This window comes from Deltaproteobacteria bacterium (assembly GCA_016875395.1).
In the GTDB taxonomy this organism is placed as follows: Bacteria; Myxococcota_A; UBA9160; order UBA9160; family UBA6930; genus VGRF01.
In genome coordinates this window covers 1-15,469 of record VGRF01000040.1, presented here as the reverse complement: position 1 = coordinate 15,469, position 15,469 = coordinate 1, and the positions used below count along the sequence as shown (strand labels likewise).

Annotated in this window: 15 protein-coding genes; 11 read left to right on the top strand and 4 right to left on the bottom strand. The window is 72.8% G+C overall.

Going from position 1 to position 15,469, the window contains the following annotated elements; translation table 11 throughout:
- The first annotated feature begins 3 nt into the window (after positions 1 to 3).
- From FJ091_20475 to FJ091_20440, 8 genes are all read left to right on the top strand, one after another.
- Complete coding sequence (locus FJ091_20475; GenBank protein MBM4385731.1) at positions 4 to 981, top strand: ABC transporter ATP-binding protein; 978 nt, start codon at positions 4 to 6, stop codon at positions 979 to 981.
- Entirely contained in the window at positions 978 to 1,973 is a 996-nt protein-coding gene (locus FJ091_20470) for an ATP-binding cassette domain-containing protein (protein ID MBM4385730.1), read from the top strand. The genes FJ091_20475 and FJ091_20470 overlap by 4 nt, the downstream gene beginning before the upstream one ends.
- A 57-nt stretch (positions 1,974 to 2,030) precedes the next feature.
- Positions 2,031 to 2,444 (top strand): nuclear transport factor 2 family protein, encoded by a 414-nt coding sequence (locus FJ091_20465; protein ID MBM4385729.1) that lies wholly within the window; start codon positions 2,031 to 2,033, stop codon positions 2,442 to 2,444.
- A gap of 80 nt (positions 2,445 to 2,524) precedes the next feature.
- The gene (uvrC, locus tag FJ091_20460) at positions 2,525 to 4,471 is read left to right on the top strand and encodes an excinuclease ABC subunit UvrC (GenBank protein MBM4385728.1); all 1,947 of its coding nucleotides are present in this window, start codon (positions 2,525 to 2,527) and stop codon (positions 4,469 to 4,471) included.
- A gap of 84 nt (positions 4,472 to 4,555) precedes the next feature.
- Entirely contained in the window at positions 4,556 to 4,897 is a 342-nt protein-coding gene (locus FJ091_20455; protein ID MBM4385727.1) for a hypothetical protein, read from the top strand.
- Positions 4,898 to 5,090: 193 nt separating this feature from the next.
- On the top strand, positions 5,091 to 5,909 hold the full coding sequence (locus FJ091_20450; protein MBM4385726.1) for a ComEC family DNA internalization-related competence protein: 819 nt from the start codon (positions 5,091 to 5,093) through the stop codon (positions 5,907 to 5,909).
- Entirely contained in the window at positions 5,795 to 7,462 is a 1,668-nt protein-coding gene (locus tag FJ091_20445) for a DNA internalization-related competence protein ComEC/Rec2 (protein ID MBM4385725.1), read from the top strand. The genes FJ091_20450 and FJ091_20445 overlap by 115 nt, the downstream gene beginning before the upstream one ends.
- A gap of 32 nt (positions 7,463 to 7,494) precedes the next feature.
- On the top strand, positions 7,495 to 8,949 hold the full coding sequence (locus FJ091_20440; GenBank protein ID MBM4385724.1) for an NAD-dependent succinate-semialdehyde dehydrogenase: 1,455 nt from the start codon (positions 7,495 to 7,497) through the stop codon (positions 8,947 to 8,949).
- Positions 8,950 to 8,967: 18 nt separating this feature from the next.
- Here the strand turns inward: FJ091_20440 and FJ091_20435 are convergent, their stop codons facing one another.
- Entirely contained in the window at positions 8,968 to 9,771 is an 804-nt protein-coding gene (locus FJ091_20435) for an enoyl-CoA hydratase/isomerase family protein (protein MBM4385723.1), read from the bottom strand.
- A gap of 117 nt (positions 9,772 to 9,888) precedes the next feature.
- Between FJ091_20435 and FJ091_20430 the strand changes: the two genes are divergently transcribed.
- On the top strand, positions 9,889 to 10,551 hold the full coding sequence (locus tag FJ091_20430) for a carboxymuconolactone decarboxylase family protein (GenBank protein MBM4385722.1): 663 nt from the start codon (positions 9,889 to 9,891) through the stop codon (positions 10,549 to 10,551).
- Between the two features lie 10 nt (positions 10,552 to 10,561).
- On the opposite strand, the gene FJ091_20425 is transcribed toward FJ091_20430, so the two are convergent.
- Entirely contained in the window at positions 10,562 to 11,821 is a 1,260-nt protein-coding gene (locus tag FJ091_20425) for a sulfotransferase (protein ID MBM4385721.1), read from the bottom strand.
- Between the two features lie 75 nt (positions 11,822 to 11,896).
- Positions 11,897 to 12,646 (bottom strand): sulfite exporter TauE/SafE family protein, encoded by a 750-nt coding sequence (locus FJ091_20420; protein ID MBM4385720.1) that lies wholly within the window; start codon positions 12,644 to 12,646, stop codon positions 11,897 to 11,899.
- 79 nt (positions 12,647 to 12,725) lie between these two features.
- Here FJ091_20420 and FJ091_20415 point away from each other — a divergent pair, with 79 nt between their 5' ends.
- Positions 12,726 to 13,889: an MFS transporter gene (locus FJ091_20415; protein MBM4385719.1), complete on the top strand. Its 1,164-nt coding sequence runs from the start codon at positions 12,726 to 12,728 to the stop codon at positions 13,887 to 13,889.
- Complete coding sequence (locus FJ091_20410) at positions 13,886 to 14,794, top strand: hypothetical protein (GenBank protein ID MBM4385718.1); 909 nt, start codon at positions 13,886 to 13,888, stop codon at positions 14,792 to 14,794. The genes FJ091_20415 and FJ091_20410 overlap by 4 nt, the downstream gene beginning before the upstream one ends.
- Positions 14,795 to 14,814: 20 nt before the next feature.
- Here the strand turns inward: FJ091_20410 and FJ091_20405 are convergent.
- Positions 14,815 to 15,469, bottom strand: a 655-nt coding sequence (locus tag FJ091_20405; protein MBM4385717.1) for a DnaJ domain-containing protein, incomplete at its 5' end; no start/stop codon positions are given.

Here is a 15,469-nt window from a genome sequence, read left to right as displayed (position 1 = left end):
GCGATGACGCAGCCCGCGCTCCGCATCGAGAATCTGCGCATCACTTTCCCGAACGCGGGGCAGCGCCTCCCCGTCGTCGATGGCGTCTCGTTCGAGATCGCGCGCGGCGAAGTGCTCGCGCTGGTCGGCGAGTCGGGCTGCGGCAAGTCGATGACGGCGTTCGCAGCGATGCGGCTCGTGCCGAAGCCGGGCGCGATCGAGGGCGTGATCGAGCTGAATGGGCGCGACATCACGAAGCTCCCCGTGCCCGAGATGCGCAAGGTTCGCGGCACCCAGCTGGGAATGATCTTCCAGGAGCCGATGACGAGCCTCTCGCCTGTGCTGCGCGCGGGGGAGCAAGTCGTCGAGGCGATCCGCCTGCACGAGAAGGTTTCCCACGGCGAGGCGCGAAAGCGTGTGATCGAGCTGTTCGAGCGCGTGCGAATCCCCGATGCCGAGCAGCGCTTCGACGCGTACCCGCACCAGCTCTCGGGCGGGCTCAAGCAGCGCGTGATGATCGCGATGGCGCTCGCGACCAAGCCGCAGGTGCTGATCGCCGACGAGCCCACCACCGCGCTCGACGTCACGATTCAGGCGCAGGTGCTCGAGCTGATGCGCGAGCTGCAGCGCGAGAGCGACGCCGCGATCCTGCTGATCACCCACGACCTCGGCGTCGTGAACGAGCTCGCCGATCGCGTGGCGGTGATGTACGCTGGCCGCATCGTCGAGCTGGGCAAGCGCGAGGACGTGCTGGCGCGCCCGCGGCACCCGTACACGGTCGGTCTCTTGAAATCGATGCCCGGCCTCGCGCAGCCGGGCGAGCGCCTGCACGAGATCGCGGGCGTCGTGCCGCCGCCGACCGAGTGGACCGCGGCCTGCCGCTTCGCCTCGCGCTGCCCGCGCGTGATTGAGAAGTGCAGCGCGAGCGCGCCGGCGCAGACGGCGCTGGGCGATGGGCACTGGGCCGCGTGCTTCGCGGTGGAGCAGGAGGGCGCGCGATGACGAACGCTGCGCCGCTGCTGAGGGTCGAGGGCCTGACGACCTGGTTCCCGATCAAGCGCGGACTCTTCCGCAAGACGGTCGGCCACGTGCGCGCGGTCGACGGCGTCGACCTCGAGATCTGGCCCGGCAAGACGCTCGCGCTCGTCGGCGAGTCGGGCTGCGGCAAGACCACGGTGGGCCGCTCGATTCTCGGACTCGTGCCGTCGATCGCTGGAAAGGTGTGGTTCGAAGGCAAGGACCTGCGCGCGCTCTCGCAGGACGAGCTGCGCCCGCTCCGGCAGCGCCTGCAGATCGTCTTCCAGGATCCACAGGCATCGCTCGATCCGCGCATGCGCGTGCGCGACATCCTGTGCGAGGGCATGGAGTCGTTCGGCATCGGCACGAACGACGCCGAGCGCACCGAGCGCGCGGCCGCGCTGTTGCGCCGCGTGCAGATGAACCCCGACCACCTGTGGCGCTACCCGCACGAGTTCTCGGGCGGCCAGCGCCAGCGCCTCGGCATCGCGCGCGCGCTCGCGGTCGAGCCGCAGCTGATCATCTGCGACGAGGCAGTCTCCGCCCTCGACGTCTCGATCCAGGCGCAGATCCTCAATCTGTTAGGCGACCTGCAGGACGAGCTCGGCCTCGCGTATCTCTTCATCACGCACGACCTCTCGGTCGTGCGCTACCTCGCAGACGAAGTCGCGGTCATGTACCTCGGCCAGATCGTCGAGCGCGGCGCGACGGCGCGCATCTTCAGCGCGCCCGCGCATCCGTACACGCAGGGCCTGCTCGCGGCGGCGCCTTCGATCGATCCGCTGCGCCGCGGCGTTCAGGCGCGCGTGCAGGGCGACGTGCCTTCGCCCGCCGCGCCGCCGCCGGGCTGCCGCTTCCACACGCGCTGTCCCGAGGTGTTCGCGCGCTGTCGCAGCGAGGAGCCGCGCCTGTTCGCGCTGCCGAACGGCGAGGTCTCGCGTTGCTTCCGCGACGACCCGGCTGCTCCGGCTGCCTAACCGCTGTCGCCCGCGCCCGACCTGCTGCAAGCTGCCGCCTCACATCAGGAGGCACCCATGGTCAGCAGCGGTCCCGTGGAAGATCGGCTCGCGATCCGCGAGCTCGTCGAGTCCTACAACGACGCGGTGATGCGCTTCGACGGCGAGGCGTGGAAGGCGAACTGGCTCGAGGACGCGACCTGGTCGCTACCGGGCATGGGCGACGTGAAGGGCCGCGACAAGTTCTTCCCGATGTGGCAGGGCGCGATGTCCGGCTACTCGTTCGTCGGCTTCTACGCCTCCGCCGGCCCGATCGTCGTCACCGGCGACACCGCGCACGCGACGTGGTGGCAGCAAGAAGAGCTGCACGGCAAGGACGGCACGAAGCGCGCGATCCACGGCCGCTACGAGGACGACTACGTGAAGCGCGGCGGCCGCTGGTACTTCGCGAAGCGCGTCTACCAGATCGTGCTGGCGCGCGAGGTGAAGTAGGCGGCTCGGCTGCCCGCGCGCGCGGGAGTCGTTCCCGGACTGAACGTCGCCGCGCGCGCAGCGCGGGTACCTTGCCGGGCGTGACCGATACCGCCGCCGATCTCGCTGAGCGCGCTTCTGCGCTGCCGCAGACGCCGGGCGTCTACCTGCTGAAGAGCGCGCGCGGGAAAGTGCTCTACGTCGGCAAGGCGCAGAACCTGCGCAGCCGCGTGAAGCAGTACTTCGCGGGCGGCGACGGGCGCATGCAGGTGCCGAACCTGATGGCGCGCGTCGGGGACGTGGCGGTGCTCGTGACCGACAGCGTGAAGAACGCGCTCTTGCTCGAGAACGAGCTGATCAAGCAGCACAGGCCGCCGTTCAACGTGCGCCTGCGCGACGACAAGCAGTACCTCGCGCTGCGGCTCGACCGCAGCGAGGCGTGGCCGCGGCTCACGCAGGTGCGGCGCTTCGCCAAGGACGGCGCGGATTACTTCGGCCCGTACACCTCGAGCACGAACCTGCGCGCCTCGCTGAACCACCTGCGCCGGCTGTTCCCGCTGCGCAGCTGCAGTGAGGGCGTGTTCCGCGACTACGCGCGGCGCGGCCGGCCGTGCATCGAGTTCGAGATGAAGCGCTGCCCCGCGCCGTGCGTGAACCGCGTGACGACGGAGGCCTACGCCGAGCTGCTGCACGGCACCGAGCTGTTCCTGCGGGGGCGCAGCGCCGAGCTGACGCAGTTGTTACGGGCGAAGATGGACCTCGCCGCCGAGGAGGAGCGCTTCGAGGAGGCGGCGCAGCTGCGCGACCGCATCGCGGCGGTGGAGGACACCGTCGCGCGCCAGCAGATCGTCTCGGAGCGCGCGCAGGATCGCGACGTGTTCGCGCTCGCGCGGCGCGCGGGCGAGGTGCAGCTGCAGGTGCTGCACGTGCGCGAGGGGCGCGTGATCGGCGCCGCCGAGCACGCGTTCTCGCAGGTCGAGATCCCCGACGCGGACGTGATGGCGAGCTTCCTCGCGCAGTTCTACGCGGGCGAAGCGGCGAGCGCGGCGCCGGCGGAAGTGTTGGTGTCGACCGAGCCGAGCGAGCTCGAGGCGTTGACGGCGTGGCTCGGAGAGCGCGCGGGCAGGGCGGTGGACGTGCGCGTGCCGCAGCGCGGTGCGCCGCGCGAGCTCGGCGATCTCGCGCAAAAGAACGCCGAGAGCGCGCTCGAGCGCCGGCTCGCCGCTCGCGAAACGATCGACGCCACGCTCGACGACTTGCAGGAGAAGCTCGGACTCCGCCAGCCGCCGCGGCGCATCGAGTGCTACGACGTGTCGAACCTCGCGGGCACGCTCGCGGTCGCGAGCCGCGTCGTGTTCGAAGACGGCGCGCCCGACAAGAACGCCTATCGCCGCTACCGCATGAAGGACGCGCCCGCCGGCGACGATCTCGCCTGCATGCGCGAGACGCTCACGCGGCGCCTCGACAAGCTCGAGAAGGAGCCGCTGCCCGACTTGTGGGTGCTCGACGGTGGGCGCGGCCAGCTGAAGGTGGCGACGACGTTGTTACGGGACCGCGGCCTCGAGCAGGACCACGTCGGGCTCGCGAAGGAGCGCGACGACGAGAGCCCGAGTGTGCGCGTGAAGCGCAGCGGCGGGCTCAAGGCAGAGCGCGTGTTCCTGCCCGATCGCGTGAACCCCGTGTTGTTGTTGCCGAGCTCGAAGGGGCTGCTGCTGCTGCAGCGCATTCGCGACGAGGCGCACCGCTTCGCGATCGAGTTCCAGCGCTCGCTGCGCCAGCGCAGGGCGATGCTCTCGATCCTCGAGGAGATCCCGGGCATCGGCCCCACGAAACGGCGCGCACTCCTGCGCGAGCTCGGCTCGCTGAAGCGCGTGCGCGAGGCGAGCGCGGACGAGCTCGCCGCGGTAAAGGGCATCGCGCGCGGCGACGCGGAGCGCATTCACGGCTTCTTCCGCGCGCTCGAGAGGGAAGCCGAGTTCCCAATCGTGGCGAGCGAGCCGCTCACCGAGCCGGCCAGCTCCGAGGCGCCGAGCGCAGCGGATAGCTGAGGCCCACACGCGGCTTCGTTCGCGACTTGCCGCCGCCCTGCGCGTGTGAGCCTGCTGGCACCGCGCTTGCGACGCGGGCGTCCCGTGGAACGGAAGCTGGACGAGATTCAGGCGGACTTGGTGGCGCGCGGGCTCGACGCGGCGCTCGCGCACCGGCTCGCGCAGGCGATCGAGAAGCGTGCCGCGGCCCTCGATGCGGGGCGTTATCAGGGCGTCGTCGCGGGCATCGCGCTCGCGTTCACGTCGCAGAAGCGCGAGCTGGAAGCGCTACGCAAAGCCGCCGACGAGCTCGGCGAGATGCAGCGCCTGCTCGGCAGCTTCACCGACGAGCTGACGAAGCTCGACGAGGCGCTGGAAACGCTCGCCGCCTACGTCGTGCGCATGAAGCGCCCGCAGCAGCCCGCGCCGAAGCGCGTCCTGCACTGAGGCGCGAGCCCGCGGGGCAAGATTCGCGGAACTGGCGTCTGACGCCAAACCTGCGATGTGGTCGATCGCGTGCGGATGCGTCCGGTCGCGTCGCGCCCGCGTCGCGTGCGGGCGAGGGCTCGGAAGTTTGGGACTCGCGTCCGCGGGTACTGATCTAGGCTGAGCTCGCTCCTGGTCACGCGGAGAGCGCGCGATGCGCGCGGCGCTTCCCCTAACGACCGCGGCGTTTGCCGCGGGCATCGCGATCGGCGACGCGTGGCCCGCGCTCGCCGCTGCGGCGCGCTTCGCGGCAGCCGCGTGCGCGGCGCTCGCTCTCGTGCTCGCGTGGCGCACTCGCGCACGCAGCGCGGCGCTGCTCGCGCTCCTCGCAGCGCTTTCCGCGGGCGCAGCGCTGATGGGAGCGCGCGCTCGCGAATCGCTCGCGACGCTCGCCCAGCCGCGGCGCGACGCCGTGATCGAGGGGCACGTCGCACGCATCGAGCCGCGCGCGACGCACACCCGGCTCGTGCTCGAGCGCGTCGCGTGGGTGCGCCCCGCGACCCCAGACGGCCCGCGACGGATGCAGCTCGCGCTCGACGCGGGGGCTGCGCCGCCGCCGCTCGGTGCAACGATTCGCGCGCTCGTCCGCACGCAGACTCAGCGCCCTGGCGCGGCGAACCCCGGCGGCTTCGACGCGGCTCGCGCGCTCGCGCGCCGAGGAGTCGGCGCTTCAGCGCGCGCGGTCGATGCGCTGCTCGTCCAGGTCGTCGAGGCGCCACGGCAGAGCTCGCTGCAAGTCCTCGCGCACGCTCGTCTCTCCGCTCTCGCGCGCCTGCAGCGGGCCGGGCGCGGGGGCGCGCTGCTCGCGACGCTCGGCCTCGGCGACGCGTCCGCGTTGCCCGACGTGGATCGCCGCGCGTGGGCGGCGCTCGGCATCGCGCACCTGCTCTCGGTCTCGGGGCTCCACCTGCGCTCGCCGCCGGCGCCGCGTGGGCGATCGCGCTCGCGCTGCTCTCGCGCGCGCCGTGCCTGACGGCTCGCTTCGACGCGCGGCGCCTCGCCCTCGCTCTCGCGCTGATCGCGGCCGCTGCCTACGCGCTGCTCGCCGGGCTCGCGACGCCCGCGCTGCGCTCGCTCGCGATGCTCGCCTGCCTCGCGGCCGCGGTGGCGCTGCGCCGCGCGAGCTCGAGCGCACACGCGCTCAGCGTCGCGGCGCTGCTGGTGCTGGTTGCGGAGCCCGCGGCGCTGTTTGCACCCGGCGCGCAGTTCTCCTTCGCCGCCACGGCTGCGCTCGTGCTCGGCGCGGCGACGCACGGAGAGCGCGCGCGTTCACGCGCCGCGCGAGGAATCGCGACGACGCTGTCGACCACCGCGCTGGCGACGCTCGCGACAGCGCCGATCGCTGCGCTCCACTTCGGCGCCGCGCCGCCCCTGGCGGGGGTCGCGAACCTCGCGGCGGTTCCGCTCACCGGTTTCGTGCTCATGCCCGCAGCGTTTCTGGCGTCGGCCGCGGCGTTCGCTGGAGATGCTGCGCTCGCGAGCTTCGCGATCTCCGGCTGCGCGGCGCTCGCGGAGCGCGCGCTCGACGCCGCGCTCGCCGTCGCGTCGCTCGCGCCTCGCGTTGCTCCGCAGCCTCCGCACGCCCTCGCGCTTGCGTGTGCCCTGGCTGCGCTCGCGCTCGGCATGCACACGCGCAGGCTGGCGGTGCGCCTCGCGTGCGCGCTCGCGGCGCAGGCGGCGCTCGCCTACGCACCCGCGCCCGCGATCGCTCCGCCCGCGCCACGCATCGTGTTCCTGGATGTCGGCCACGGCGATGCAACGCTCGTGCAAGCGCGCGGCTTTTCCTTGCTGGTGGACGCCGGCGGCGCATCTCCGGATGGCTGGGACGCGGGTGCGAGCATCGTCGTGCCCGCGCTCGCGGCGCTCGGCGTGCGTGAGCTCGACGCGCTGGCCGTCAGCCACGCCGACCTCGACCATCGCGGCGGCGCGCCGAGCGTGCTCGACACATTTCGGTGTCGCGAGCTCTGGCTGCCCCACGGCGCGCGCGCGGAGCCGGGCTTCGCCGCGCTCGCGGCCCGCGCGCGCAAACGAGGCGTGCGCGTGCGCGAGCGCGGCCTCGGCGACGCGCCGATCGTGCGCGCCGGCGTGCGCGTCGCGCCGCTGTGGCCACCGCGCGACGCCGCGCGGCTCGGGGACAACGACCGTTCGCTCGTGCTGCGCGTCGAGCTAGCCGGCCTCAGCGCGCTGCTCCTCGGCGATCTCGAAGCTCGCGGCGAGGAGCGCCTGCTCGCGAGCGGCGCGCGGCTGCGCGCAGACGTGCTGAAGCTCGCGCATCACGGCAGCCGCTCGTCCACCACGCACGGGCTTCTCGACGCCGTGCAGCCGCGGCTCGCGATCGCCTCTGCGCCGCTCGCGGGACGCTTCGGCTGGCCGCACGCGAGCGTGCGCGAACGAGTGGCTGCGCGCGGAGCGCGGCTCGCCTGGACGGGTCGCGACGGTGCGCTGCTGGTGAGCGCGGGCGCGCGGTGCATGCGCGCGTGGCGTGATTCCGCCGAAGCGTGTCGCGCGCTCGCCGTCCCGCCGTAGGATGCGCGGGTCCACCCGAGCAGGAGCGGTGCGTGAAGCTCTCGGACCCGAAGCTGTTTCTCGAGGCGTGCTGGATCGACGGCGCGCCCGCGCAGGCCGCGAGCGGTGCGCGTTTCGACGTGCGCGATCCGGCGACGCGCTCGCGGATCGGTGCGGTTCCGCAGCTCGCATCCGCCGAGGTCGAGCGCGCAATCGCGGCGGCGGAGCGGGCGCTTCCTGCGTGGCGAGCCAAGTCCGCGAAAGAGCGCGCGGCGATCCTGCGCCGCTGGGCGGACCTGATGCTCGAGCATCGCGAGGATCTCGCGCTGCTGATGACGAGCGAGCAGGGCAAGCCGCTCGCCGAGGCGCGCGGCGAGATCGCCTATGCCGCGTCGTTTCTCGAGTGGTTCGGCGAAGAGGCGAAGCGCGCTTACGGCGAGACGATCCCGAGCCCGTTCCCCGGCTCGCGCATCGTCGTGGTGCCCGAGCCGATCGGCGTGTGCGCGGTGATCACGCCGTGGAACTTCCCCGCCGCGATGCTCGCGCGAAAAGTCGCGCCTGCGCTCGCGGCGGGCTGCACGGTCGTCGCGAAACCCGCCGAGGCGACGCCGTTCTCCGCGCTCGCGCTCGCCGTGCTCTCGGAGCGCGCGGGCCTGCCGGCGGGCGTGCTGAACGTCGTCACGGGAGTCCCTGCCGAAGTCGGCGGCGTGCTGACGTCGAGCCCTGGGGTTCGGGCGCTGTCGTTCACCGGCTCTACCGCCACGGGCAAGCTGCTGCTCGCACAGTGCGCGGGCACGGTGAAGCGCGTCTCGCTCGAGCTCGGCGGCAACGCGCCGTTCCTCGTGTTCGACGACGCCGAGCTCGACGCCGCAGTCGAAGGTGCGATCGCCTCGAAGTTCCGCAACACGGGCCAGACCTGCGTGTGCGCGAATCGCTTCTACGTGCAGGCCGGCATCTACGACGCGTTCGCCGCGAAGCTCGCGGAGCGCGTGCGCGCACTGAAGGTGGGCGACGGCCGCGAGGACGGCGTGGCGCAAGGGCCACTGATTACGGACGCGGCACTCGCCAAGGTGGAGCGACACGTGGCGGACGCGACGCAGCGCGGTGCGCGCGTCGTGTGCGGCGGCAGGCGCCACGCGCGCGGCGGCACCTACTACGAGCCCACCGTGCTGCGCGACGTGCCGCCCACGGTGGAGCTCGCGAGCGAGGAAACCTTCGGCCCCGTCGCGGCGCTGTTCCGCTTCGAGCGCGAGGAGGAAGCGCTGCGCCTCGCCAACGCGAGCGAGTACGGCCTCGCGGCCTACGTCTTCACGCGCGATCTCGCGCGCGCCTGGCGCGTCGCCGGCGCGCTCGAAGCCGGCATGGTCGCGGTCAACGCCGGCATTCTCTCGACCGAGGTCGCGCCCTTCGGCGGTGTGAAGCAGTCCGGCCTCGGTCGCGAGGGCGGAAGGCACGGCCTCCACGAGTTCACCGAGTGGAAGTACGTGCTGATGGGCGGGCTCGCGTGAGGGAGCGACTCGCCGCGCTCAGCGCCCCGTGAAGTTCGGCTTGCGCTTCTCGACGAACGCGCGCTGCGCCTCGCGCGCGTCCTCGGTCTTGCGCAAGGGGCGGCCGAGCTGCTCCTGGCGCACGTAGGCGTCGGCGAGGGGCAGCGCGAGCAGCTCGCGCACGCCGGAGCGCGTGGCCCGCACGGCGAGCGGCCCGTTGGCGGCGATCGCGCTCGCGGCGGCGAGCGCGCGCGGAAGCAGCTCGGCGCGCGGCACCAGGTCGTTCACGAGGCCGATCCGCAGCGCGCGCTGCGCGTCGATCGGCTGCGCGGTCAGTAACAACTCGTGTGCGTGCACCCAGCCGATCTGGCGCGGGAGCAGCACCGTGGCATTGCCGGTGGGGTAGAGGCCGAGCGCGACCTCTTCGAGCGCGAACGTCGCTTCGGGTACCGCGAAGCGCAGCTCGCTCGCGAGCATCAGGTCGAAGCCGCCCGCGCGCGCGTGGCCGTTGATCGCGCAGATCAGGGGCTTCCCGAGATCGAAGCCCGCGAGCAGCGAGGTCGAGACGTTGCGCAGACCCTCGAAGTCGCGCGGGTCGATCTGCTCGCCGCGCGCGAGCGCCTGCGCGGCGGGGATCGTGCGCGTCATGTCCATGCCCGAGCAGAACACACGCTCGCCGGCGCCGGTGAGGACGATGGCGCGCGTCGCGTCGTCGCTCGCGAGCTCGCGCCACGCCGCGGCGAGGTCGCAGAGCATCGCGGGGTCGAGCGAGTTGCCGCGCGCGGGGCGGTCGAGCGTGACGAGGGCGACGTGCGGCGCGGGGCGATCGAGGCGGACGGGCATCGCGGCAGTATGCGGGAACCAGGCAAGCCCAGGAGCGCACTTCGCCGAGCGGATCCGCGGCGGCGGCAGCGCCGCCCGCTGCATCCGCCGTAGGATGCGCCTGCGAAGGAGATCTTCATGCCGCGACTCCGCCAAGTCCCGCGCGAGAAAGCCCACGAGGGCGCGAAGCGCATGTACACCGCGCTGTTCGGCGACCGCGATCCGATCAAGCAGCCGGGCACCGCAACCGGCACGCCCGGCAACTGGTGGACCGTGTTCGCGCTCGTGCCCGACGTGTTCGACCACGCGGTCGCGGGCTTCGGCCTCTACCGCAGCCCGAAGCGCACGCTCGACCCGAAGCTGCGCGAGCTGGGCCAGACGCGCGCCGGCTTCGCGCGCGGCAGCCAGTTCGTCTACTCGCAGCACTGCAAGGCGTCGCGCAGCGTGGGCCTGAGCGAAGAGCAGATCGCCGCGATCCCGCACTGGCAGGTCGCGAGTTGTTATTCCCCGCTCGAGCGCGCCGTGCTCGCCTACACCGACGCGCTCGTCCTGCAGGGCGGCCGCGTGCCCGACGGGGTGTTCGAGGCGCTGCGCGCGGAGCTCAGCGAGGAGCAAATCCTCGAGCTGACCTACATCACCTGCCTCTACGACATGCACGCCGTGATGACGCGCGCGCTGCGGCTCGAGTACGACGACGTGCCCGAGCGCCTCGTCGAAGTGCCCGCGCCGAGCGCCGCGAGCGCAGGCGACCCGATGCGGGCGGTGGACGACCCGATGAAGGCGGTCGATCGAGCGCGCTGAGGGCGAGGCCTCAGCCGCGCTCGCTGCCTCGCACGTCGTGATGCCGCGTGTAGAACGCGTAGCGCGCATCGAGCTCGGCGGCGGAGAGGCCGAAGCTCGCAGGCGTGTACTTGTGCACGCCGTGCTTGTCGGCCGCGTTGGCGGCGAGGAAGGCGCGCATGCGCGATTCGAGCTCGCTGGTGAAGTCGAGGCCGAAGCGTTCGTACAGGCGCTTCACGCTGCCGAACGGGTCGGCGACGAGATCCGGGTAGGCGAGATCGAAGAACTGCGGCTCGCGCTCGGGGTGCGCCGCGCGCGACTGCATGCCCGCCCGCAGCATGCGTTCGATCAGGTCGGCCGCCTCGGCGCCCTCGGCGCGCGCATCGAGGTCGTCGCTCGACGCGCCGCGCAGCGTCCACTCGAGGCTCGCGAGGCTCGCGACCACCTGTGCCGGCGCGCGGTGCGTCTGCACCACGAGCGCGTCGGGGTACTCCGCGAAGAGCGCGTCGAGCGTGAGCAGGTGCGCGGGGGTTTTCAGCACCCAGCGCTGCCCCGCGTGGCGCGACTGCAGGTGCTGGAGGAACGCGCGGTGCCAGCGATACGCCGCCGCCCAGTTCTGCGCCTCGCACCAGCGCTGATACGACGGCACCGCGTAGGTCGCTTCCCACTGCATGCTCATGAACTCGGGCGCCATCAGCGAGACGCACTCCTGCGGCAGCTGCGCACCGCTCGGATGAATCGCGAGAAAGCCCGGCGCGATCTGCTCGATGTCGCGCTCGTGCGCGCGCGCCTCGGCGATGCGCGGATCGGTCTCGTACGTCGCGGTCTCGGGCGCGGGGCAGGGCGCCGCCACCTCCCACGAGAGCGGCGCGCGCGCGGCGGGATCTTGCGCGAGCAGGCCGTGCAGCAGCGTCGTGCCGGTGCGCGGCATGCCGAGCACGAGCAGCGGGCGCGCGATCTTCTGGGCAGCGACTTCGGGGTTGCGCTTGCGCCAGTCGACGAGCCGCAGGCGGGTCGAGAGCGCGCCGATCACGTGCGCGCGCGCCATGCCGCGCCCGAGCGTCGAAAGCCGCGCCTCGCTCTCGAAGCAGCGCAGCAGCTCGCGCAGGCCGGGGCGGAACGAGTCGCCGCCGAAGTCCGCGAGCCCCGTCGCGCGTTCCGCAGCGGCGAGCAGCGGTGTCTCATCGAGACTCGGTCGCCGCACGCCGAACGCGGCGAGCGCGCGGCCCGCGAGGTTCAGCGCGCGAATCGGCAGCGGGCGAAACGGCGGCGGCAGCGCGTGCGACGACATCGCGGCGCAGCGTATCGCGGGGCCGGCCTGCGACATTTCGGCCCGGCCAGAATGTTCGGGCGTGCGCGCGCCTGCTCAGTAGAGCCCGAGCATTCGCCCCGCGAGCGCGACCACCGCCACCGCGAGCATGGGCTTGATCGCGCGCGCGCCGCCGCGCACCGCGATGCGCGCGCCGGCTGCGCCGCCGGCTGCGAAGCCGGCGCCGAGCGCGAGCGCTTCGGGCCACGCGATCTGGCCGGCCCACGCGAAGACGGGCAGCGCGAGCAGCGTGAAGCACGTGTTCAGCGCGGTCTTGATCTGCGTGCTGCGAATCAGGTCGTTGCCCGCGAGCGCGAGCACGCTCAGCAGCAGCACGCCCACGCCCGCTTGGAACGCGCCGCCGTAGAGCCCGATCGCGAAGAACGCCGCGAAGCGCAGCGCAGGCGATGCCGGCGCTCGCGGTGCGGCGGGCGCCGCGCTCCCGCTGGCGCTGGCGCGGAGCGTGGGCACGAGCAGCACGAGCATCAGCACGCCGAACGCGCGGTTGAACCACTCGACAGGCAGCTCGACGACGATGCGCGCGCCGAGTAGGGCGCCGAGCGCGCTCGGCAGGATCATCGGCAGCGCGTCGCGCAGGCCGGGCGCTCCCTCGGCCGCGAGCCGCCAGGTCGCCGTCGCGCTGCCGATCACGATGCCGACGCGATTCGTCCCATTCGCGACGGGCCCCGGCAGGCCGAGCATCACGAGCAGCGGCACCGTCAGCAGCGAGCCGCCGCCCGCGAGCGTGTTCACGACGCCGGCAGTGAGCCCACCGAGCACGAGCAGCGCGGCGTCTTGCAGCTCCATCGCTGTACCGTATCGCGCGGGGCGGGAGTGCGCGGCGCAGCGAGCGCGGCCTAGAGCGAGTCATTAGGGCGGAGCGCGCGTGCAGAACGACCGCATCTTCACGCGCCCGTTCGTGCTCTGTTTCGTCGCGCACGGGCTGCAGGCGATCGCGTTCAACTTGTTTCTGCCGTTCCCGAAACGCCTCAACGAGCTCGGCGCGAACGACGTCGTCATCGGCGCCGCGGCGAGCCTCACGGGCCTCGCCGCCGTTCTCGCGCGGCCGTCGATCGGGCGCGCGATGGACGCGGCCGGGCGGCGCGCGGTGATTCTCGTCGGCGGCGCGCTGCACGTCGCGGCGACGCTGCTCTACCTCGGCATCGACTCGGTCGGCGCGCTGCTCGCCGCGACCCGGCTCCTGCACGGCATCGCCGAGGCGATGCTGTTCTCCGCGCTGTTCACCTTCGCCGCCGACTACGTGCCCGCCCGCAAGCGCACGCAGGGCCTCGCGCTGTTCGGTGTCTCGGGGATGCTGCCGATCGGCATCGGCCCGACGCTCGCGAACTGGCTCGTCGCGAACGTGGGCTGGCCGAGCGTGTTCGTCACGGCCGCGTCGCTCGCGGCGATCTCGCTCGCGCTGTCGTTCTCGCTGCGCGATGCGCCGCGCGAGCGCGTGGCGAGCGCAGCGCCGCCCAGCATGTCGTCCGTGCTGCGGCGCCGCGAGCTCGTGCCGATTTGGTTCCTCGGCGCCACGTTCGCGACCGTGCTGACCGCGTTCTTCGTGTTCGTGCCGCGCTTCGCGCAGGACACCGGCATCGGCAGCGACGCCGCGTTCTTCCAGATGTACATGCTCGCGGCGTTGATCCTGCGCATCGCCTTCGGCTGGGTGCCCGACCGCATCGGTCCGCACCGCGCGCTCACGCCGGCGCTGCTCGCGCTCGTCGTCGGCCTCGTGGTGATGGCGCGCGCGAACGCGCCGCACGATGTCGCGCTCGCCGGCTTCTTGTGCGGCCTCGGTCACGGCTACGCGTTCCCGATTCTCTCGGGCATGGTGGTGAACCGCGTCGGCGACGATGCGCGCGGCACGGCGCTCGCCATCTTCACCGGCCTCTTCGACCTCGGCATGCTCGTCGGCAGCAGCGCGTTCGGCGCGATCGTCGAGTGGACGAGCTTCACCGCGCTGTACGGGCTCGGCGCCGTCGTTCTCGCCGGTGCGCTTGCCGTGTTCTCGCGCTGGGACGCGCGCGTCGTCCCGAGGCGGCGATGACTCTCGCGCGTGCGTGCATCGCGGGCGCGCTCGCTCTCGCGAGCTGTGCGTCCCCCGCCTCGTCGCCACGAGCGCAGTCGCTGCGCGGTCTCGTGCCCTTCGCCTGGCCTCGCGACGGCGCCGTGACCCTGATGACTTGCCGCTTCGAGACGGCGCAGCCGATCGGCGTCTACGCGCCCGCGCTCGCGCCCGAGCAAGAGACCGCGGTCGATGCGGTGCTGAAGGCGTGGGAGCAGGCCGGGCTCGGTGTGCGCTTCATCCGGGCGCCGCGCGAGCACGCGCAGATCGAGCTCGAGTTTCGCGACGACGCGCTCGCGGGGGAAGCGCGAAGCGTCGTCGACTGCGCACTGCGCGGCGAGCCCGCGGAAATCGTGCACGCGCGCGTCGAGATCGCGCTGCGTGTGGCCAGCGCGCGCGGCGCAGAGCGTGCGCTCGCGCGCGAGGAGCTGCTCGGGATGCTCGCGCGCGAGATCGCGCACGCGCTCGGCTGGCTCGGCGACGCGCGTCCGGGCGATGCGGCGCGGCGTGGCTCTCTCGCCGAGGCCGCGCGGGTCGGCGCACGCATTCGTGCGGGACAGCCGCTCGCGTCGGCAGCGCTCAGCGCGCTCTACGCGCAGCCGTCGGGCTCCGTCGTCGCGAAGGCTGCCGCGACTCCGCTGAGTGCCACGCGCCCCGTGGATCGCCTCGCGCGGCTTGCGGAGCAGCACAGCCTCGCGGGCCCGTTCCTGCGCACCGGCCGCGACGCCGGCCGCGTGTTCTGGCGCGACACGGCGACCGGCGACGAGTACGGGGCGCAGGTCGTCGCGCACGCGAAGTTGTTACGGGCGCCGGGGGCCGTTCAGCTCGCGCTCGAGCCGCGCGCGCGGCGAGCGCTTCCGCGCAGCCGCGACGCCGCGAGCGACTAGAACCCATCTCGGAATTCGGTCTACGGGCGCACGTTCGGATCGAGCTGCCGCGCGCGCGCGGCGAGCTGACTCGCGCGCGTCTCGTCGCGAAGCTCCTTCAGCACGAGGCTCATGCGCAGCATCAGCTGCGGCTGCTCGCCGCCGCGCGAGAGCGCGACCTCGAAGTGTTCGAGCGCGCGCTCGTTCTCGGGCGGCAGCTTGCGGTGGAGCGCCCACGCGAACGCGGCGTGATACTCGGGCTCGTCGCCGTAGGTCTGCACGGCCTTCTCGAGGAAGTCCGCCGCGCCGCGGAAGTTGCCGGCGCGCATCAACATGTCGCCGCGCTGGTAGAGCTGCTCCGCCTGCGCGGCGAGCAGCGCCTGCGTTTCGGTGACGCCGGCCGTCGATTCCTCGTAACGCGCGCGCTCGTCTGCGTCCGTCAGCACCTCGTGCGCGCGTGCGATCTGCGTGAAGACCTCGTTGGCCGTCTCCTTCAGGTCTTCGAGGCCGAGGCGCATCAAGTGATCGGGATGCAGCCGCTTCGCTGCCTTGAGGTATGCCCGCTTGACCTCGGCCGGCGAGGCGCCGCGCGCGATCCCGAGCACTCCCCACAGGTCGAGCTCGTTCAGCTTGGCGTGCAGCCCCAGCACTTCCTTGCGCAGCTCCGCCGCCGCGGCCTCACGTGCGGGATCGCGC

Bases quoted from the DNA above. Each gene is read 5' to 3' on its own strand.
- FJ091_20410 (MBM4385718.1), top strand. From the start codon at position 13,886: ATGACTCTCGCGCGTGCGTGCATCGCGGGCGCGCTCGCTCTCGCGAGC.
- FJ091_20470 (MBM4385730.1), top strand. From the start codon at position 978: ATGACGAACGCTGCGCCGCTGCTGAGGGTCGAGGGCCTGACGACCTGG.
- FJ091_20450 (MBM4385726.1), top strand. From the start codon at position 5,091: ATGCGCGCGGCGCTTCCCCTAACGACCGCGGCGTTTGCCGCGGGCATC.
- FJ091_20425 (MBM4385721.1), bottom strand. From the start codon at position 11,821: ATGTCGTCGCACGCGCTGCCGCCGCCGTTTCGCCCGCTGCCGATTCGC.
- FJ091_20430 (MBM4385722.1), top strand. From the start codon at position 9,889: ATGCCGCGACTCCGCCAAGTCCCGCGCGAGAAAGCCCACGAGGGCGCG.
- FJ091_20435 (MBM4385723.1), bottom strand. From the start codon at position 9,771: ATGCCCGTCCGCCTCGATCGCCCCGCGCCGCACGTCGCCCTCGTCACG.
- FJ091_20465 (MBM4385729.1), top strand. From the start codon at position 2,031: ATGGTCAGCAGCGGTCCCGTGGAAGATCGGCTCGCGATCCGCGAGCTC.
- FJ091_20475 (MBM4385731.1), top strand. From the start codon at position 4: ATGACGCAGCCCGCGCTCCGCATCGAGAATCTGCGCATCACTTTCCCG.
- FJ091_20420 (MBM4385720.1), bottom strand. From the start codon at position 12,646: ATGGAGCTGCAAGACGCCGCGCTGCTCGTGCTCGGTGGGCTCACTGCC.